The 16,023-nt window shown below is 64.8% G+C and carries 16 protein-coding genes; 3 read left to right on the top strand and 13 right to left on the bottom strand.

All coding sequences use genetic code 11. From position 1 onward, the window contains the following. Positions 1-532: 532 nt before the first annotated feature. The 8 genes from BRAD3257_RS12325 to BRAD3257_RS12290 all read right to left on the bottom strand — a co-directional run bounded on the left by BRAD3257_RS12325 (position 533) and on the right by BRAD3257_RS12290 (position 7,755). On the bottom strand, positions 533-1,570 hold the full coding sequence (locus BRAD3257_RS12325; RefSeq protein ID WP_122402056.1) for a patatin-like phospholipase family protein: 1,038 nt from the start codon (positions 1,568-1,570) through the stop codon (positions 533-535). Further along, positions 1,567-2,496: a polyphosphate kinase 2 family protein gene (locus BRAD3257_RS12320; RefSeq protein ID WP_122402055.1), complete on the bottom strand. Its 930-nt coding sequence runs from the start codon at positions 2,494-2,496 to the stop codon at positions 1,567-1,569. The genes BRAD3257_RS12325 and BRAD3257_RS12320 overlap by 4 nt, the downstream gene beginning before the upstream one ends. Continuing rightward, complete coding sequence (locus BRAD3257_RS12315) at positions 2,456-3,475, bottom strand: branched-chain amino acid ABC transporter permease (protein WP_122402054.1); 1,020 nt, start codon at positions 3,473-3,475, stop codon at positions 2,456-2,458. The genes BRAD3257_RS12320 and BRAD3257_RS12315 overlap by 41 nt, the downstream gene beginning before the upstream one ends. Next, the gene (locus BRAD3257_RS12310; protein WP_122406512.1) at positions 3,472-4,353 is read right to left on the bottom strand and encodes a branched-chain amino acid ABC transporter permease; all 882 of its coding nucleotides are present in this window, start codon (positions 4,351-4,353) and stop codon (positions 3,472-3,474) included. Before BRAD3257_RS12310 ends, BRAD3257_RS12315 begins: the two co-directional genes overlap by 4 nt. Before the next feature lie 5 nt (positions 4,354-4,358). Next, positions 4,359-5,063, bottom strand: a complete 705-nt coding sequence (locus BRAD3257_RS12305; protein ID WP_122402053.1) for an ABC transporter ATP-binding protein — start codon at positions 5,061-5,063, stop codon at positions 4,359-4,361. Between the two features lie 3 nt (positions 5,064-5,066). Continuing rightward, complete coding sequence (locus BRAD3257_RS12300) at positions 5,067-5,834, bottom strand: ABC transporter ATP-binding protein (RefSeq protein WP_122402052.1); 768 nt, start codon at positions 5,832-5,834, stop codon at positions 5,067-5,069. A gap of 161 nt (positions 5,835-5,995) precedes the next feature. Next, positions 5,996-6,700 carry an NUDIX hydrolase gene (locus tag BRAD3257_RS12295; protein WP_122402051.1) on the bottom strand — a complete coding sequence of 235 codons (705 nt, stop codon included), beginning with the start codon at positions 6,698-6,700 and terminating at the stop codon, positions 5,996-5,998. A gap of 29 nt (positions 6,701-6,729) precedes the next feature. Further along, positions 6,730-7,755, bottom strand: coding sequence for an ABC transporter substrate-binding protein (locus tag BRAD3257_RS12290; protein ID WP_162500179.1), 1,026 nt, complete (start codon positions 7,753-7,755; stop codon positions 6,730-6,732). A gap of 138 nt (positions 7,756-7,893) precedes the next feature. Between BRAD3257_RS12290 and BRAD3257_RS12285 the strand changes: the two genes are divergently transcribed. Further along, positions 7,894-8,343, top strand: a complete 450-nt coding sequence (locus BRAD3257_RS12285) for a cupin domain-containing protein (protein WP_122402049.1) — start codon at positions 7,894-7,896, stop codon at positions 8,341-8,343. Positions 8,344-8,545: 202 nt separating this feature from the next. On the opposite strand, the gene BRAD3257_RS12280 is transcribed toward BRAD3257_RS12285, so the two are convergent. Both BRAD3257_RS12280 and BRAD3257_RS12275 read right to left on the bottom strand, forming a co-directional pair. Continuing rightward, positions 8,546-9,334 carry an ABC transporter permease gene (locus BRAD3257_RS12280; RefSeq protein ID WP_122402048.1) on the bottom strand — a complete coding sequence of 263 codons (789 nt, stop codon included), beginning with the start codon at positions 9,332-9,334 and terminating at the stop codon, positions 8,546-8,548. After that, positions 9,334-10,152, bottom strand: coding sequence for an ABC transporter ATP-binding protein (locus tag BRAD3257_RS12275; protein ID WP_122402047.1), 819 nt, complete (start codon positions 10,150-10,152; stop codon positions 9,334-9,336). The genes BRAD3257_RS12280 and BRAD3257_RS12275 overlap by 1 nt, the downstream gene beginning before the upstream one ends. A 145-nt stretch (positions 10,153-10,297) precedes the next feature. Between BRAD3257_RS12275 and BRAD3257_RS12270 the strand changes: the two genes are divergently transcribed. Continuing rightward, complete coding sequence (locus tag BRAD3257_RS12270; RefSeq protein ID WP_122402046.1) at positions 10,298-11,080, top strand: ATP-binding cassette domain-containing protein; 783 nt, start codon at positions 10,298-10,300, stop codon at positions 11,078-11,080. Beyond that, positions 11,077-12,636, top strand: a complete 1,560-nt coding sequence (locus BRAD3257_RS12265; protein ID WP_122402045.1) for a glycine betaine ABC transporter substrate-binding protein — start codon at positions 11,077-11,079, stop codon at positions 12,634-12,636. Before BRAD3257_RS12270 ends, BRAD3257_RS12265 begins: the two co-directional genes overlap by 4 nt. Before the next feature lie 31 nt (positions 12,637-12,667). On the opposite strand, the gene BRAD3257_RS12260 is transcribed toward BRAD3257_RS12265, so the two are convergent. From BRAD3257_RS12260 to BRAD3257_RS12250, 3 genes are read right to left on the bottom strand one after another with little or no spacing between them, the layout of a single operon-like run. After that, positions 12,668-13,630, bottom strand: a complete 963-nt coding sequence (locus BRAD3257_RS12260; RefSeq protein WP_122406511.1) for an ABC transporter permease — start codon at positions 13,628-13,630, stop codon at positions 12,668-12,670. Continuing rightward, positions 13,620-14,606 (bottom strand): ABC transporter ATP-binding protein, encoded by a 987-nt coding sequence (locus tag BRAD3257_RS12255; protein ID WP_122402044.1) that lies wholly within the window; start codon positions 14,604-14,606, stop codon positions 13,620-13,622. Before BRAD3257_RS12255 ends, BRAD3257_RS12260 begins: the two co-directional genes overlap by 11 nt. Next, complete coding sequence (locus tag BRAD3257_RS12250) at positions 14,603-15,769, bottom strand: COG1470 family protein (protein WP_122402043.1); 1,167 nt, start codon at positions 15,767-15,769, stop codon at positions 14,603-14,605. The genes BRAD3257_RS12255 and BRAD3257_RS12250 overlap by 4 nt, the downstream gene beginning before the upstream one ends. Between the last annotated feature and the right edge of the window lie 254 nt (positions 15,770-16,023).

Raw genomic sequence — 16,023 nt, 5'->3', positions numbered from 1 at the left:
GGCCATCCGACACGATCGATGTGATGTAATGCAAATTACAGCGCCGGGAAGGTAGGGGCCTTGCCTCACTGATGCGGCCCGCTAAACCTTGACCCGGCGTGCCGTTCGCGGTTTTCGCCGCTATGCGATAGTCCGAACGAGCTCCATCGCACTCAGCGGCTGGATTTGCGGAGGTGGCGTCATAGACCTCCCCTTGCTCATGAGGTGGACGTTGCGCGTCGCTTGTTTGCGACCGCTACGATGCTCGTCCTAGGACACAAAACTGTCAAGCAAGATCAACGATCTAGAGATCACATTTGAAGGCGCGAGTTCCCTGGAAGCAGCCCGCCGATGCAAAGCGCTTGCGCGCGGGTCGCAGCTGTCGAGGGGCAGCGGGCATGTTGACATCATGCCCCTGTTTTGCCCGACGAGTCAAATGAGTTTCGTAAAATCCGCAGCAACGATGGCGGAGCTGTAAGCGGTTGATTCCGCTACGCTCGGCTACTGTGCATGGGGTTGTTTTCGCGTTTTTGTGCGTGGCCGGCTCAGCCGGCTAGAGAAACATGTCTGCCAGGTCGACGGTCGAGGACTTTCCGATCTGGTCGAAGTTTCGCGCCAGCCAGCTTCGCGCCGCCTCGCGGCCCTCATCGCGCAGGCGGCACAACAGGCTCCATTCGGGGTGGAACTGCGTGGCCGTGCCGAGCTGCGACATCAACTGATCGTTGCCGATCCAATGCATGTACATGCGGCTATGCTTGTCGCTGTCGAGCTCGCCGTCGTCGATCAGCCGCGTGGCGAAGGCGACCGCGCGCATCTCGCGCATCAAGGACGAATTGAAGCTGATCTCGTTGATGCGGTGGAGGACATCGGCCGCACTGGTCGGCAGCTCGTCGCGCCTGATCGCCGTGACTTGCACGATGATGACGTCGTGACTGCCCTTGCGGTAGATCAGCGGATAGATCGCGGGATTGCCGAGATAGCCGCCGTCCCAATAATGCTCGCCGTCGACCTCGACGGCCTGGAAATAGGGCGGCAGGCAGGCCGAGGCGAGCACGGTTTCCGCCGTGAGAAGCGGGCTCTGGAACACCTTGATCTTGCCGGTGCGGACGTTGGTGGCGTTGAGAAACAGCTGCGGCGCCTCGGGCGAGGAATTGAGCCGGTCGAAATCGACCACGCGCTGCAGCAGCGCGCGGAGCGGATTGAAATGAAAGGGGTTGAGCAGGTTCGGCGGCAGGGTGTGCGTCAGCGTGTGGATGACGGCGTGCACCGGATGATATTCCGGCGGCAGCTTCAGGGCCTGGATCCACTGGTTCAGCGGCGACATCAAATCGTACGCCATGTCCATGCGCGACACCTCGTACCAGAATGCGTGCAGGTTCTCCCGCGCACCCTCTGCGCCTCCGTTCGCCATGCCGGAGGCCATCGCCACCGCATTCATGGCACCGGCACTGGTGGCGCTGACCGCCTCGATCGCGAGCCTGCCGTCCTCGAGCACCTGGTCGAGCACGCCCCAGACGAAGGCGCCGTGCGCGCCGCCCCCCTGGAGCGCGAAGTTGACGGTCTTGCGATCGGCGATCTCCTTGGCTGTCACTTTGCCTGCTTCTTGCCTCCCGTCCCCTCTTTCTCCAGTGCCTTGCGCACCTGCTCGAACTCCTCCAGCGAGGCCTTGTCGGCGCGGGGGAAGCGCAGGTCCAGCTTTTCGAGCGCTGCATTGATCACCGAGCCGATCACGACGCGGGCGAACCATTTGTGATCGGCGGGCACGACGTACCACGGCGCATGAGGCGTTGCCGTGTGGCGGACGATGTCCTGGTAGACCGCCTGGTAGCGCGGCCACAGCGCGCGCTCCTTGATGTCGTCCATGGAGAACTTCCACTGCTTGGCCGGCTCCTCCAACCGGTCGAGGAAGCGCTGGCGCTGCTCCTCCTTGGAGACGTTGAGGAAGAACTTCAGCACCACGGTTCCGTTGCGGCAGAGATAGCGTTCGAAGGCGGAGATGTCCTCGAACCGCTCCTTCCATATGTGCTTGGTGACGAGCTTTGGCGGCAGCTTCTCCTTGGCGAGGATTTCCGGATGCACGCGCGTCACCAGGCATTCTTCGTAATGCGAGCGGTTGAAGATGCCGATATGGCCGCGCTCCGGCAGCGCGACCACGTGGCGCCAGAGGAAGTCGTGGTCGAGCTCCTTACTGCTTGGCGCCTTGAAGGCCGTGACTTCGCAGCCCTGCGGATTGATGCCCTCGAAGATCGCCTTGATCGCACTGTCCTTGCCGCCGGCGTCCATCGCCTGGAGCACGATCAGCACGGACCAGCGGTCCTGGGCGTAGAGCTTCTCCTGAAACCCGACGAGGCGCTTCTTGTTGGCGTCGAGAAGCGCCTGCGCTTTCTCCTTGTCGAGGTCGCCCTTCTCGTCGGTCTTATAGTCCTTGAGATGAAACTTGCCCGAGCCATCGTAACGGAATGGCGTGATGTAGCGGTCAAGCTCCTGGGCGAGCGATCTGGACGGCTTCTTGCTCATGAGCGCGGGGCACCTTGCGTTGCGGCTTCAGTCGGTCGAGGACGCTACCAAGGATGCCCTTGGGAAGGAATATGATGAAAACCACGAGCAGCACGCCGTAGACGAGGTTGTCCCAGCCGACCGCCTTGGTGCCGAAGCCGATCCGCAAGCTCTCGGCCAGCAAAATGGTGATGATGGCGCCAAAGGTCGGGCCGAGCGAAACGAACAGGCCGCCCACGATGGCCGCGAACACCATCTGCAGCGAAACCGCGATGCCGCTGACGGTGTCGGGTGTGATGAACATCTGATACTGGCAGTAGATCGCGCCGGCAAGTGCCGTCATCAGCGCGCTGAGCAGCGTGATCTTCAGCTTCTCGGCGGTGACGTTGACGCCGGCCGCAGCCGCGGCGTCCTCGTCCTCCGAGATCGCCTCCAGCGCATAGCGCGCCATGCTGCGGTCGACCCAGTGCCAGACCACGATACCGAACAGCCAGACCGCAAGCGCGATCAGATACCAGGTGGTTTTGTCGTCGAACTGCAGCGCCAGGAGCTTGTTGCCGGACGCGCGGTTCGGGGTATAGCCGAGCGAGCCGCCGGTGTAGTCGCGCGTCGCGGTGATGACCTGGAGCACGATGCCCGACAGCGCCAGCGTCACCAGCACGAAATAATGCCCGGTGATGCGGAAGCGGAAGCAGGGATAGCCGACGATCAGCGCCAGCGCACCGGCCGCGATCATGCTGACGGGAATGCCGATCCAGGGCGACAGGCCCAGGTGATTCCACAAGAGCGCGGTGACGTAAGCACCGATGCCCATGAAGCCGCCATGCCCGAGCGAGACCAGTCCGAACCGCCCCATCATCGACCAGGAGGTATAGGCGAACGACCAGATCAGGATCAGCACGAGAATGTGCAGATGATAGGGATCGCGATAGACGAAAGGCAGCGCGACCAGCACCGCCAGCCCCACGCCCCATGCTGCAAGCCGCCCCTGCCCCTTCATCGCCGCCTCGCCAGCAGGCCCGCGGGCCGGATGAACATCATGACGATGAAGAAGGCGAAGGCGAGCACATAGCCCCATTCGAGGTCGGAGAACAGGCCGCCAAGCGAGATGATCTCCGCGAACAGGAAGGAGGCGATGAAGCCGCCGATGAAATTGCCGAGGCCCCCGAGCACACAGATCAGGAAGGTGATCGGCCCGAAGGAGAGGCCGACGAACGGATGCACGTCATATTGCAGCACCAGGAGGCAGGCCGCGAGCCCGGCCAGCGCACCGCCGAGCGCGGACGTGATGAGATAGATCCGCTTCGTATCGACGCCCATCAGCGCCATGATCTGACGGTCCTGCGCGATGGCGCGGATCGCGGTGCCGGTGAAGGTGCGCGTCATGAACAGATAGACCGCGACCATGCCGACCAGTGCCGCCAGGAAGGACAAAAGCCGCGCGTAGCTGAAATTCATGTCGCCGAAGGCGAGCACCGGCAGGCGGATGCCGAGATTGCGGAAGTCGATGCCGAAGGCGACAGTGGCAAAGCTCTGCAGCACGAACAGCACGCCGCCGGTCGCGAGCAGCTGATTGATCGGCGGCGCGGTCAGCAGCGGCGCGATCACGAGGTAATGCAAGAGGGCGCCGAGCGCCGCCACCAGCAGGATGGTGAATGGCGCAGCGATGAAATAGCTGACGCCGTAATACTGCACCATGAAATACATGGCGTACATGCCGATCATCACGAGCTCGGCGTAACAGATCCAGGTCACGTCGATGACGCCGAAGATCAGGTTGAGGCCGAGCGCGAGCAGCGCCAGCACGCCGCCGAGCAGAATGCCGTTGATGACGGCCTCCAGCAGATAGATGTCGAAAATGTCCAGGAACGCCTGCATGCCCATCACACCCCGAGATAAGCTTCCTTGACCGTGTCGCTTGCCAGCATCTCGGACGAGGTGCCGGAGGCGCGGATCGTGCCCGCTTCGATCAGGTAGGCACGGTCGACCACTTTCAGGACCTGCTGCACGTTCTGCTCGACGATCAGCACCGTCAGCCCGCTGGCGCGAATCCGCTTCACCAGCTCGAACACCTGCTGCACCACGACCGGCGCGAGCCCCGCCGAGGGTTCGTCGAGCAGCAGCAGCTTCGGGCTGGACATCAGGGCGCGGCCGATCGCGCACATCTGCTGCTCGCCGCCGGACATGGTGCCGGCCATCTGATGCCGCCGCTCCTTCAGGCGCGGGAACAGGTCGAACACGACGTCCAGCCGTTCGGCATAGTGTCCGCGCGCCTCCTTCATGAACGCGCCCATCTTGAGATTGTCGTCGACCGTGAGCTGCGGAAACAGCCGCCGGTTCTCCGGCACATGCGCAATGCCGAGGCTGACGATCTTGTGCGCCGGCGTCGCCACGACATCGACGCCTTCCATCTTGATCGATCCGCGCGAGGGACGGATCAGGCCGGAAATGACGCGCATCAAGGTGGTCTTGCCGGCGCCGTTGGGGCCGATGACGCCGACGGCCTCGCCGGCCTTGACGTCGAGATTGACGTCGAACAGCGCCTGGAACGTGCCATAGCCGGCATTGACGCCGCGGAGCTCCAGCATGGGCTAACCTCCCGCCCGGCGGCGCGCTTCGGCGGCCGCGGCCTGCGTGGTCTCTGCATCGGTGCCGAGATAGACTTCGATGACGCGCGGATCGCCGGCGACCGCGCTCGGCAGGCCTTCCGAGATCTTCTCGCCGTGATCGAGCACCATGACGCGATCGACGACGCGCATCAGCACGCCCATGATGTGCTCGACCCAGATGATGGTGATGCCGACCTCGTCGCGGATATTGCGCAGCATGTCGGCCGCCTGGTCCATCTCGGCCTCGTCGAGACCGCCGAGGCTCTCGTCGGCGAGCAGCAGCTTCGGCGAAGTGGCAAGGGCCTTCGCCAGCTCGAGCTTCTTCAGGCCGGCCGCCCCCAGGCCGTCGACGCTGGCGTGGCGATCGGTCGGCAGGCCCACCATCGCCAGCGACCGCTCGGCTGCCTCCTCGGCCTTGATGCGACTGTGGCGGCCCTGGCCGTAGAATCCGGCGAGCGCGACGTTCTCGAAGATGGTCAGGCGGCGGAAGGGTCGCGGAATCTGGAAGGTGCGGCCGATGCCGCGGTTGATGATCCGGTGCGGCGCAAGGCCTGCGATCTCGTGCCCGGCAAACAGGATCGATCCGGAGGTCGGCGCCAGCGTGCCGGAGAGCATGTTGAAGATCGTGCTCTTGCCCGAGCCGTTGGGCCCGATCAGGCCGAGGATCTCGCCCTGGTCGACCCTGAACGAGACGTTGTTCACGGCGGTGAAGCCGCCGAACCGCTTCACCAATCCGTTCACCTCCAGCACCGCCGTTCTCCGCCGCTACTGGTTGCTGTCGGTGGTGCCCTTCGGCAGTGGCAGCACGGCCTCGCGCATCAAAACCTCCCGGACGATTGTGCGTTGCATTCTTGTCGTTCTTGTTTTCGCCCATCACACGGGCTGCGCGAAGCGATGTCAAGCCTCGCGCGTCAGCGAGAGGCGAACTGCTGCGCAATAAAGGCCGTGACAAATCGCGGCATGGTCGGCGTAAGATCGCTCATCCCGCGCACGAGATGAATGGCCGACAACTCGGGCTCGGCCTCGCGCGCGAGATTGGCTTCGATCCGGGCGCGGGCTTCATCGCCCGGCATGTCCAGATTGAGGACCTGAATCATCGCAATCGCACGACCGGAGACGACGCAATGCCAGTCGGCTTCCGGCGCGTAATCGTCGGCGGTGAGCCCGGTCTCCTCCGCGATCTCGCGGACCACGCTGCCGGGAAGGTCGAGGGCGCCGTCCCTGATGTCGTCAAGGTCGGGCGTGCCCGAAGGGAAATAGATGCGGCCCGCATTGGCCGTGTGCTGCGCCATCTCCCCCATCACGAAGGCGCCATCGGAGGTGCGCAGCGCGCCCATGCCGAAACCGTTGAATACGGCAGGATCAGGAAAACCCCAGTCGCGCCAGGCGAGGAAGCTGGCGAAATCGGTTTCGAAATAGGTCGCAGCGAGATGGCCGTCCGTGAACGCGGCATCGCGCCCGAGCAGGACGCGACCGTTCCAGATCTTCGGCCGCTCGCGCTGCTTCTCGGCAAAATGCGCCGCGATCTCGGCGCGGCGCTCCTCGGCGAACGGCCACACGATCGGCCGCACGGCAAGATCAAGCGTCGTGACGCGATGAATGACAAGTGACGTCATGACGCCTGGTTACTACGCCTTCGCGTCAGCTATTTGGCGGTCCCCGTCGTCTTCTTGGCCTGGTCGACGAATTTGTTGGTGAAGGTCTTGCTGACGTCGATCTTGGCGTTCGCGACCTCGGGCGAACCGACGCTGAACACGGCGAGCACGGCATCGGCGCCCTTGGGGTCCATCTTGCCGGTTTCGGAGTACATCGGGATCGTGTTCTTCAGCGCGGCAAGATAGAGATCCTTGTTCTTGCCGACCGTCTCCTCCGGCATCTTCGCCATGATCTCCTCGGGCGAATGCGAATGAATCCAGGCGAGCGTGGCGAGGATCGCATTGGTGAGCGCCTGCGTTTCCTTCTCGTGGCCGTTGACCCAGGCTGCCGTCGAGTAAAGCGCGCCGCCCGGATATTCGCCGCCGAACGTCTCGAGTGTATCCTTCTGGGTGCGGGTATCCGAGAGGATGCGCAGATCCTTGTGGCTGCCCTGAAGCACGGTCACCGAAGGATCGAGCATCACGGCAGCATCGATCTGCCCCTGCTCCATGGCGGCGACCGCGGTGGCGCCGAGGCCGACGCCGATCACGGCGGCGCTGGTGGGATCAAGCCCGTTTTTCTTGAGCATGTATTTGAGGAAGAAGTCGGTGGAGGAGCCGGGCGCACTCACACCCACCTTCTTGCCGGCAAGGTCCTTGACCGACTTGATGTCATTGGTGCGCGAGGGCGCGACGACCAGCACGAGGCCGGGATAGCGGTCATAGACCACGAAGGACTGCAGCTCCTGCTTCTTGGCCGCGAGATTGACGCAATGGTCGAAATAGCCGGAGACGACGTCGGCACTGCCGCCGAGCACGGCTTTCAGCGCATCCGAGCCGCCCTTGAGGTCGACCAGCTCGACATTGAGGCCGGCCTTCTCATATTCGCCAAGTTGCTTGGCCAGCACTGTCGGCAGATAGCACAGGCAGGAGCCGCCGCCGACCGCGATGGTGACCTTGCTTTGCGCCGCGGCAAATCCGGTGGTGAGCGTCAGCGCAAGCAGCGCGCCGGCGAGCCTGGCAATCGTGTTCTTCATTGGTTTCCTCCGTTCGGCCGGCGGCACCATAGAGCAGCGGGGCGGGATTGAGAAGCACTGCCGAAGTGGGCTGGCCATCGGTCTTTCGGCGCAATAGCATGCGCAGACAATAACAATTCCTAATGGGGAGGATCGTCCATGAATCGCCTTGCAGCCAGCCTGTCGATCGCCACCGCCTTTGCCGCCGGATGCGGCGCAACTTACCTGCTCGGGCCGGCACTCGCCGCCGAGAGCATCACCGCGCAGATCATTCATACCGGCGAGATGGAAGGCGACGCGCTAGGCCCCGCCAACAAGGTTGGCTACCGCTCGAAGACGTTCATGACCGCCGACGGCGCCACTGTGTCAATCCAGGTCGGCAATGTGCCCAAGCACCTGCATCCCAACACCAACGAGATCCTGTACATCCTGGACGGGACCGGGACGATCTGGCTCGGCGACAAGGAGGTCACGGTGAAGCCAGGCGATCTCGTCATCATTCCGAAGGGCACGCCGCATGGCGGCACCAAGCCGATCAGCGGCCAGGTCAAGGCCATCGCGATCAAGACGCCGCCGCAGGCCCCCGACGACGTCAAACTGCTGGATTGATGGCTGTGCGCTCCCTCCCCCGCTTGCCAAGCGGGAAAGGGTTGGGGAGAGGGTGTCCTCGCGATGAGAGAATCCCCCGGAGGAGAAAACCCTCACCCGGCGCTACGCCATAGCCGAGGCTTTGCCTCGGTTTTGAGATGACGGCCGCCAGAGGCGGCCTACGCCTCTCCCGCAAGCAAGCGGGAGAGGTGAACTTGGGCCCCTACCCCCGCCCGTCCGACGCCATCGGCCGCCACACCAGCAGCCGCCGCTCCACCAGCGTCACGCCGAAGTCGATCAGGATGACGAAGGCCGACAGCACGAACATGCCGGCGAACACACCGGCAACGTCGAACACGCCTTCGGCCTGCTGAATGAGATAACCGAGGCCCGCCGCCGATCCCAGATATTCCCCGACGACCGCGCCGACCACGGCGAAACCGACCGAGGTGTGCAGCGAGGAGAACATCCACGACAGGGCCGAAGGCCAATAGACGTGCTGCATCAACTGCCGCTCGCTCATGCCGAGCATTCGGCCGTTGTCGAGCACGGTGCGGCTGACCTCCTTGACGCCCTGATAGACGTTGAAGAACACGATGAAGAACACCAGCGTGACGCCTAGCGCGACCTTCGACCAGATGCCGAGGCCGAGCCACAGCGCGAAGATCGGTGCCAGCACGACGCGCGGCAGCGCATTGACCATCTTGACGTAGGGGTCGAACACCGCGGCGACCAGCGGTTGGCGCGCGAACCAGAAGCCGACCAGCACGCCGCCGAGCGATCCGATCACGAAAGCCAGGATCGATTCCGCCAGTGTAATGCCGAGATGCTTCCAGATGACGCCGGAGGCGAACCATTTCACGATCTGGCTGAACACGTCGAAAGGGTTGGAGAAGAAGAACGGCGGCAGCAGGATCTTGCCGAACACGGGGATGGTCGACAGCACCTGCCACAGCACGATGCAGACGACCGCGACCAGGACCTGCAGCGCAAACAGCGTCGGGCGCGACATCAGACCGCCTCCACTGCCTGAGTGGATTGCACGTATCCCTTCATCACCTCGTCCTTCAGCACGCTCCAGATCTCGCGATGGAGCGCATGGAACTCCTTGTCGAGGCGCACCTCGAAGATGTCGCGCGGGCGCGGCAAGCTGACGCGCCAGTCGCCGATGATGCGCGAGGACGGCCCCGCGGACATGATCACCACGCGGTCGGCGAGCGCGATCGCCTCTTCCAGATCGTGCGTCACGAACAGCACGGCCTTGCGGTCGGCATTCCAGAGATCAAGCAGCAGATTGCCCATGACCTGGCGCGTCTGCGCGTCCAGCGGCCCGAACGGCTCGTCCATGAGGAGGATTTTCGGATCGCGGATCAGCACCTGCGCTAGCGCCACGCGCTTACGCTGGCCGCCGGAGAGCATGTGCGGATAGCGGCTGGCAAACGCGCCGAGACCGACGGAGGTCAGCCATTTCTGCGCCCGCGGCAGCGCCTCTGCGCGCGCCGTGCCCTTGATCTCGAGCCCGATCGCGACATTGTCGAGCGCGGTCTTCCAGGGGAACAGCGCGTCGGCCTGGAACAGGTAGCCGGCATCCTGGTTCAGTCCCGTCAGCTGCCGGTCGAATATCCTGACGCTGCCCGCCGCCGGCTTGAGCAGGCCGGCCGCGACATTGAGCAGCGTCGATTTCCCACAGCCGGTCGGGCCGACGATGGCGACGAACTCGCCCTGCGCGACCGCGAGATGCGCCTTCTCCACCGCCGTATAGACCCGGCCGTCCCCCAGCCGGAACGCGACCTTGGCATCTTCCAGCGCCACTGCCGTGGGCGTCGTCATGTGCTTCCTCCGAACTCAGGCCGATGCCTTAGCCGCTCGCGCGGCCAAGTTCAATCAAGGCGCCAAGCGTGCTACGCATGGGGACTTGCCGTGCTCTTACCCTCCCCTGGAGGGGCAGGGTAAGAGAAAAGCGAGCCCATCCGCGATGCCTTCCAAGCTGGCGATCAGCTACCAAGAGGTCACCAAGAGATTCGGCTTCCTCGCAGCCGTCGACGATGTGTCGCTCGACATTGCCGAGGGCGAGTTTCTGGCCATCGTGGGCGGGTCCGGCTCAGGCAAGACCACGCTGCTGCGGCTCACCAACCGGCTGATCGAGGCCGATGGCGGCACGGTCATGGTTGAGGGGGAAGACGTGCGGAGCGTCGATCCGGTCGCGCTGCGGCGCCGGATCGGCTACGTCTTCCAGAGCGGCGGGCTGTTTCCTCACTTAAGCGTCGCCGACAATATCGGGATCACGCCAAAGCTGCTGGGCGAGCCGGCAGTGGCGATCGCGGGGCGCATCGACGAACTGCTGGAGCTCGTGCAGCTCGACGGCGCATCGCATCGCGACCGTCTGCCAGAGGCACTCTCCGGCGGCCAGCGCCAGCGTGTCGGCGTGGCGCGGGCGCTCGCCGCAAAGCCCCGCATCGTGCTGATGGACGAGCCGTTTGGCGCACTCGATCCCCTCACCCGCGATGCGCTAGGCGAGGACTATCGCGCGCTACACCGCAAGCTCGGCCTGACCACCGTGATGATCACGCATGACATGACCGAGGCGATCCTGCTCGCCGACCGCATCGCAGTGATGCGCGGCGGACGATTGCTCGCCCAGGGTACGCCCGCGGAGCTCTCGAGCAGCAGCGACGATTACGTGCTGGAGCTGTTGAGCACGCCGCGGCGCCAGGTCGGGCGGCTGAATGCGCTGCTGCCGCAGAGCGGTGCGGCATGAGCCTCTTCACCGATCCGCGTTGGGGCGAGGCGCTGGGGCATCTGCCCGATTATCTCGGCAACCATGTGCGGGTAAGCCTCGCCGCGCTCGCACTTGGCCTCGCCGTCAGCCTGCCGTTGGCGATCCTGACCCGCAACCGTCCGGCGCCGCGCGGCATCCTGCTCGCGTTCGCCAGCATCGTGCAGACGGTACCGGGGCTGGCGCTGCTTGCGCTGTTCTATCCGCTGCTGCTGCTGGCTGCTTCCGTCGCGCTGGCCTGGTTCGGCGTTTCCTTCTCCGCGTTCGGCTTCCTGCCGGCGATGCTGGCGCTGGCGCTCTATTCGATGCTGCCGGTCCTGCGCAACGGCATCACCGGCCTCAACGGCATCGATCCCGCGCTGATCGAAGCCGCAAAGGGTGTCGGCATGACGGCACGGCAATCGCTGCTCATCGTCGAGCTGCCGTTGGCGCTGCCGGTGATGATGGCGGGCATCCGCACCGCCGCTGTGTGGGTGATCGGCACAGCCACGCTGTCCACGCCGATCGGGCAGACCAGCCTCGGCAATTACATCTTTGCCGGGCTCCAGACCCAGAACTGGGTGTTCGTGCTGTTCGGCTGCCTGGCCTCGGCGCTGCTCGCGCTCGCCGTCGATCAGTTGCTTGGCCTGATCGAGAACGGCTTGCGCCACCGCAGCCGCTTGCGCAGCGGTCTCGGCGCGATCGGAATCGCGGCGCTGGTCGCCGCAACGCTGGTGCCGACCATGGGACCCCCGTCGTCAGGCTATGTGGTCGGCGCAAAAACCTTCGCCGAGCAATATGTGCTGTCGGCGCTGATGAGGGACCGCCTCCAGGCGGCGGGCCTCTCGGCCATCGCGCGGTCGGGCCTCGGCTCGAGCGTGATCTTCCAGGCGCTGAAGGCGGGGGACATCGATCTCTATGTCGACTATTCCGGCACGCTCTGGGCCAACCAGCTCCACCGCACCGACATCAAGCCGCGCGCCGAGCTGGTCGCCGAGCTGAAGACGGCGCTCGCGAAGGACAACATCACGCTGCTCGGCGAGCTCGGCTTCGAGAACGCCTATGCGCTGGTGATGCCGAGACGGCGCGCCGAGGCGCTCGGCATCCGCACCATTGCCGACCTCAGCGGACATGCCTCGACGCTGTCGATTGCCGGCGACTACGAATTCTTTTCCCGCCCCGAATGGGCGGCGCTGCAAAAGGCCTATGGACTCCCGTTCCGCGCCCAGCGCCAGATGCAGCCGGATTTCATGTATGCGGCCGTCGCCAGCGGCGAGATCGACGTCATCGCCGGCTACACCAGCGACGGTTTGATCGCGAAATACGACCTCGTCACGCTCGACGATCCCCGCCACGCGATTCCGCCCTACGACGCGATCCTGCTGCTGGCGCCGAAACGCGCCGGCGACGAACGGCTCAAGGCTGCGCTGCAGCCGCTGCTCGGCAAGATCGACATCGCCATCATGCGCGAGGCGAACTTGCGCGCCAGCGGCAATGATGCGAACTCCTCGCCCGATGCGGTCGCCCGATGGCTGTGGGAGCAGATCGCGCGACGCTAGGGCAGAATTCGTCTAGCTGACCGCGATCGGTTCACGCCCGCACCTCCTGGCGCTGGAACAGCACGTAGCCGAAAGCGAACAGCACGATGGTGCCCGCGATCAGGCCGACCGTTTGCGGCCAGGCGATCATGACGCTCTCGCCGAATGGGAGCGGTGATCCCATGACGGCGCCGCGAAGTTGGTCGAGGAACACCGGGCCGAGCGTGCGCGTGGTCGGCGAGAGCACGGCGAGCATCGCCTCTCCGAACAGGTCGTTGGGCGACAGCCGCAGCAGCTCCTGCGTCCAGATCGCGGTGGCCGGATCATTGAGCCCGAGCAGCGCGTAGCGCGGATCGGCCGGAGCGATTGCCTGCGCGAGCGCCGGGGCCAGCATCGGCCAGAGCACGGCCAGGAACAGCCAGATGCCAAGCGAAACCAGCGCCGCAGTCGCCGGCGAGCGGAACACGATCGATAACAGCATGGCCAGCGAGAGCCAGACACCGGCATAGAAGATCGCCACGACCAGGAACACCAGCGAGCGTGCGATCTCCTCGCCGCCGGGCGGCACCCCGAGAAAGATCAGGCCGAGACCGATCACCAGCAACCACAAGGCAGCGAGGCTGATGCCGATGGTGGCGAGGGCTGCGAGGAATTTTCCCATCAGCAGCGCATCGCGATAGATCGGCTGCGCCAGGATGCGCGACAACGTCCGGCGGTTGTGCTCGCTGTTGATGGCATCGAAGCCGAGCCCGATCGCCATCAGCGGGATGAGGAATCCGAGGATGGCGACGAAGGACGGCAGGGGCGCCTTGTCGATGGTGAAGAGGCGGAGCAGCAGGAACGGATCTTCGGCCGTGTTCTGCCTGAGGCTGCTGATCGCCCCGTAGAGCGCGGCGAGCGCCGTGAAGACGATCAGGAGCTCCAGCATCAGCATGCGGATGCTGGAGAGATGATCGGCGAGCTCCTTGACGAAGACGGTGGACAGCCCGCGGAACGGTGAACCCTCACGCCGCATGGCGAACATCTCCCCTGGGCCTGATCTGGAAATGGCGCGCGTAGATCGCCTCGAGACTTGGCTCGTCGATCGACAATCTGCGCAAGTCACCACCGACCGTGACCACGGCGCGTGCCGCGTCCGGCCGCACGTCGCGCTCGGCAGTCATGCGGAAGCGATCGACGCCCAGGGTGTCGACCTGGGTCACACCGGGGATCATTGCGAGCCGCCGGGCTATACCGAGTCCGTCGGCCTCGACTTCCACGACGAAGCCGGCACCGAGCACCTTGACTGCGAGCTCCGGCACCGCACCCATCAACACGATGCGTCCGCCCTGGAACAGCGCGACCCGGTCGCAGATGCGTTGCACCTGGTCGAGCATGTGGGACGACAGCAGCACCGTGATGCCCTCGGCCTTCAATTCTCCGATCAATCCCAGGAACTCCTGCGTCGCCTGCGGGTCGAGGCCCGACGTCGGTTCGTCCAGGATGGCGATCTCGGCCCGCTTCACGATGATCTCGGCCAGACCCAGCCGCTGCCGCATGCCACGCGAGAAGGTCGCGACCCGCTTTGAGCCGACTTCCGCGAGGCCCACCCGCGCCAGCGCCGCCTCGATCCGCCGCGCGCGCTCAGCGCGCGCCAGTCCCATCAGCTTCGCCGTATAGGCAAGGTTTTCCGCGGCGGTGAGATGATCGTAGAAGCCGACCGCATCGGGCAGATAGCCGACGCGCTGCTTGACCTTCAGCGGCTCGCGGGCTGGATTGAAGCCGAGCACGCTGACCTCGCCCGATGATATCTCGGTTAGTCCCAGCATCATCAGGATGGTCGTGGTCTTGCCCGCGCCGTTCGGGCCGAGCAGGCCGAACACCTCGCCGCGCGCGATGTCGAAGTCGATGCCGTCGACGACGGCCGTAGCGCCGTAGCGCCGCGTCAGTCCGCGCGCGGCGATGACGGGATCCGGTGCCGTCCCTCGGCTGTCCTTTGATTGATTCCTCATCGCCGTCCGAACCTCGCGACTGCACCCAGCATCAGCAGAAGCGCGACACCGATGACGCCGGCACCTGCCATGCCCCATACGGTCGAAGTGCCGACGGTGATGCGGAACTGGCCGGAGGCGTTCTCGCCGCGCGATGTGGCGCGGATCGTGGCTTGGTAATCACCGGCCAGCGACTTGTCGCTGGGCGTGATCAACGCCTGCACTTCGCCGTCCTTGCCCGGCACGAGCCGCTCGATGGTCGCCGGCTCGAATGTCACCTTCCATCCACTCGGCGCCGTTCCGGCCAGCGTGATATTCTCCGCCGGAGCAGTGCCGGAATTGGTCACGACGATCGGGATCGAGCTCTGCTTGCCGGCGACCGCACGCGCACTCAACAGACCGTCGCGGCCCGAGATCTGGAGCTGCGGCTGGCCGATGATGTCGAGCGCAAGCTCGGTGGAGGCAGAGGCATCCTCCGCCTTCACGGTCACCTTGACCGGGAAGTGACCGGCGTCGATCGTCGTGGGCGGGCGCACCTTCAGCTTGATGTCTTTGGACTGACCCGCATCGATCGGAATCGACGAGAGCTCCTGCGTGCCGTAAGCCTCGGTGAACGATGTCTCGAAATTGACGGGAGCCTCTGCTGCAAAACTGGCGATGAGATTGCGGCCGGAATCATTCTTGATCGAGAGCGTATAATCGAAATTGGATTTCGGGCTGCCGCGCAGCGACGGCAGGCTGGACTTCACGCTGAGCTTGGCCGGCAGCTCCTTGGCGAGCGAGACCGCAACCGGGAGTTCGGCCGTTGTGCCCTGCCCTTCGGCCTTGACCGTGAGCGTATGCGGGGCGAGATCGTTGCCTGCGGGCACGTCGAGCCTGAGCTGCAGCGCGACGTTGCCGTCGGGGGCCGGCATCGCGGCGCCGACCGGCTGACCGCCGCCGAGTAGCGTCGCGGTCCAGCCGCTCGGCACGCCCGCCACCGAAAGCTGGTAGCGCTGCGGCGCGAGACCATAGTTCTGCAGACGCAGGGAGATGTTGGTCGTGGTCCCCGGCCGTACCGTGACCGCCGGATAGTCGGTCATGAGATAGAGCCCCTTGATGTCGTGCGCAGCTTCGGCCGCATGGGCAGCCGGACTCAGCAGCACGAGGGCAAATGCAAGACGCGCAGCATCAAGCGCTCGCATGGACGACACTCCTGCAAGGAAGGATGGATCAGGGATGGGTTTCGCACCGCCGGAAAGACCATTTGGCGGCGTGTCGGATGATGGAAGCAATCGTGACGAAGTTTTGGAAGCGAAGCGCCCTGCCAGTTACAAGTCTGTGATTGCAGGCATTTTTGCCTCAGACTTTAGTTCGAAGTCGGCGTGCAGGCGCGAGAGATGACGATGTCGCAGTGCAACGGATCGCCGCCCGGCCGGACACGGGGCGGCGATGATGC

This window comes from Bradyrhizobium vignae, from assembly GCF_900324035.1.
Taxonomy (GTDB): domain Bacteria; phylum Pseudomonadota; class Alphaproteobacteria; order Rhizobiales; family Xanthobacteraceae; genus Bradyrhizobium; species Bradyrhizobium vignae.
The sequence above is the reverse complement of the archived record's forward strand: the minus strand, read 5'-3'. Positions and strand labels throughout refer to the sequence as shown.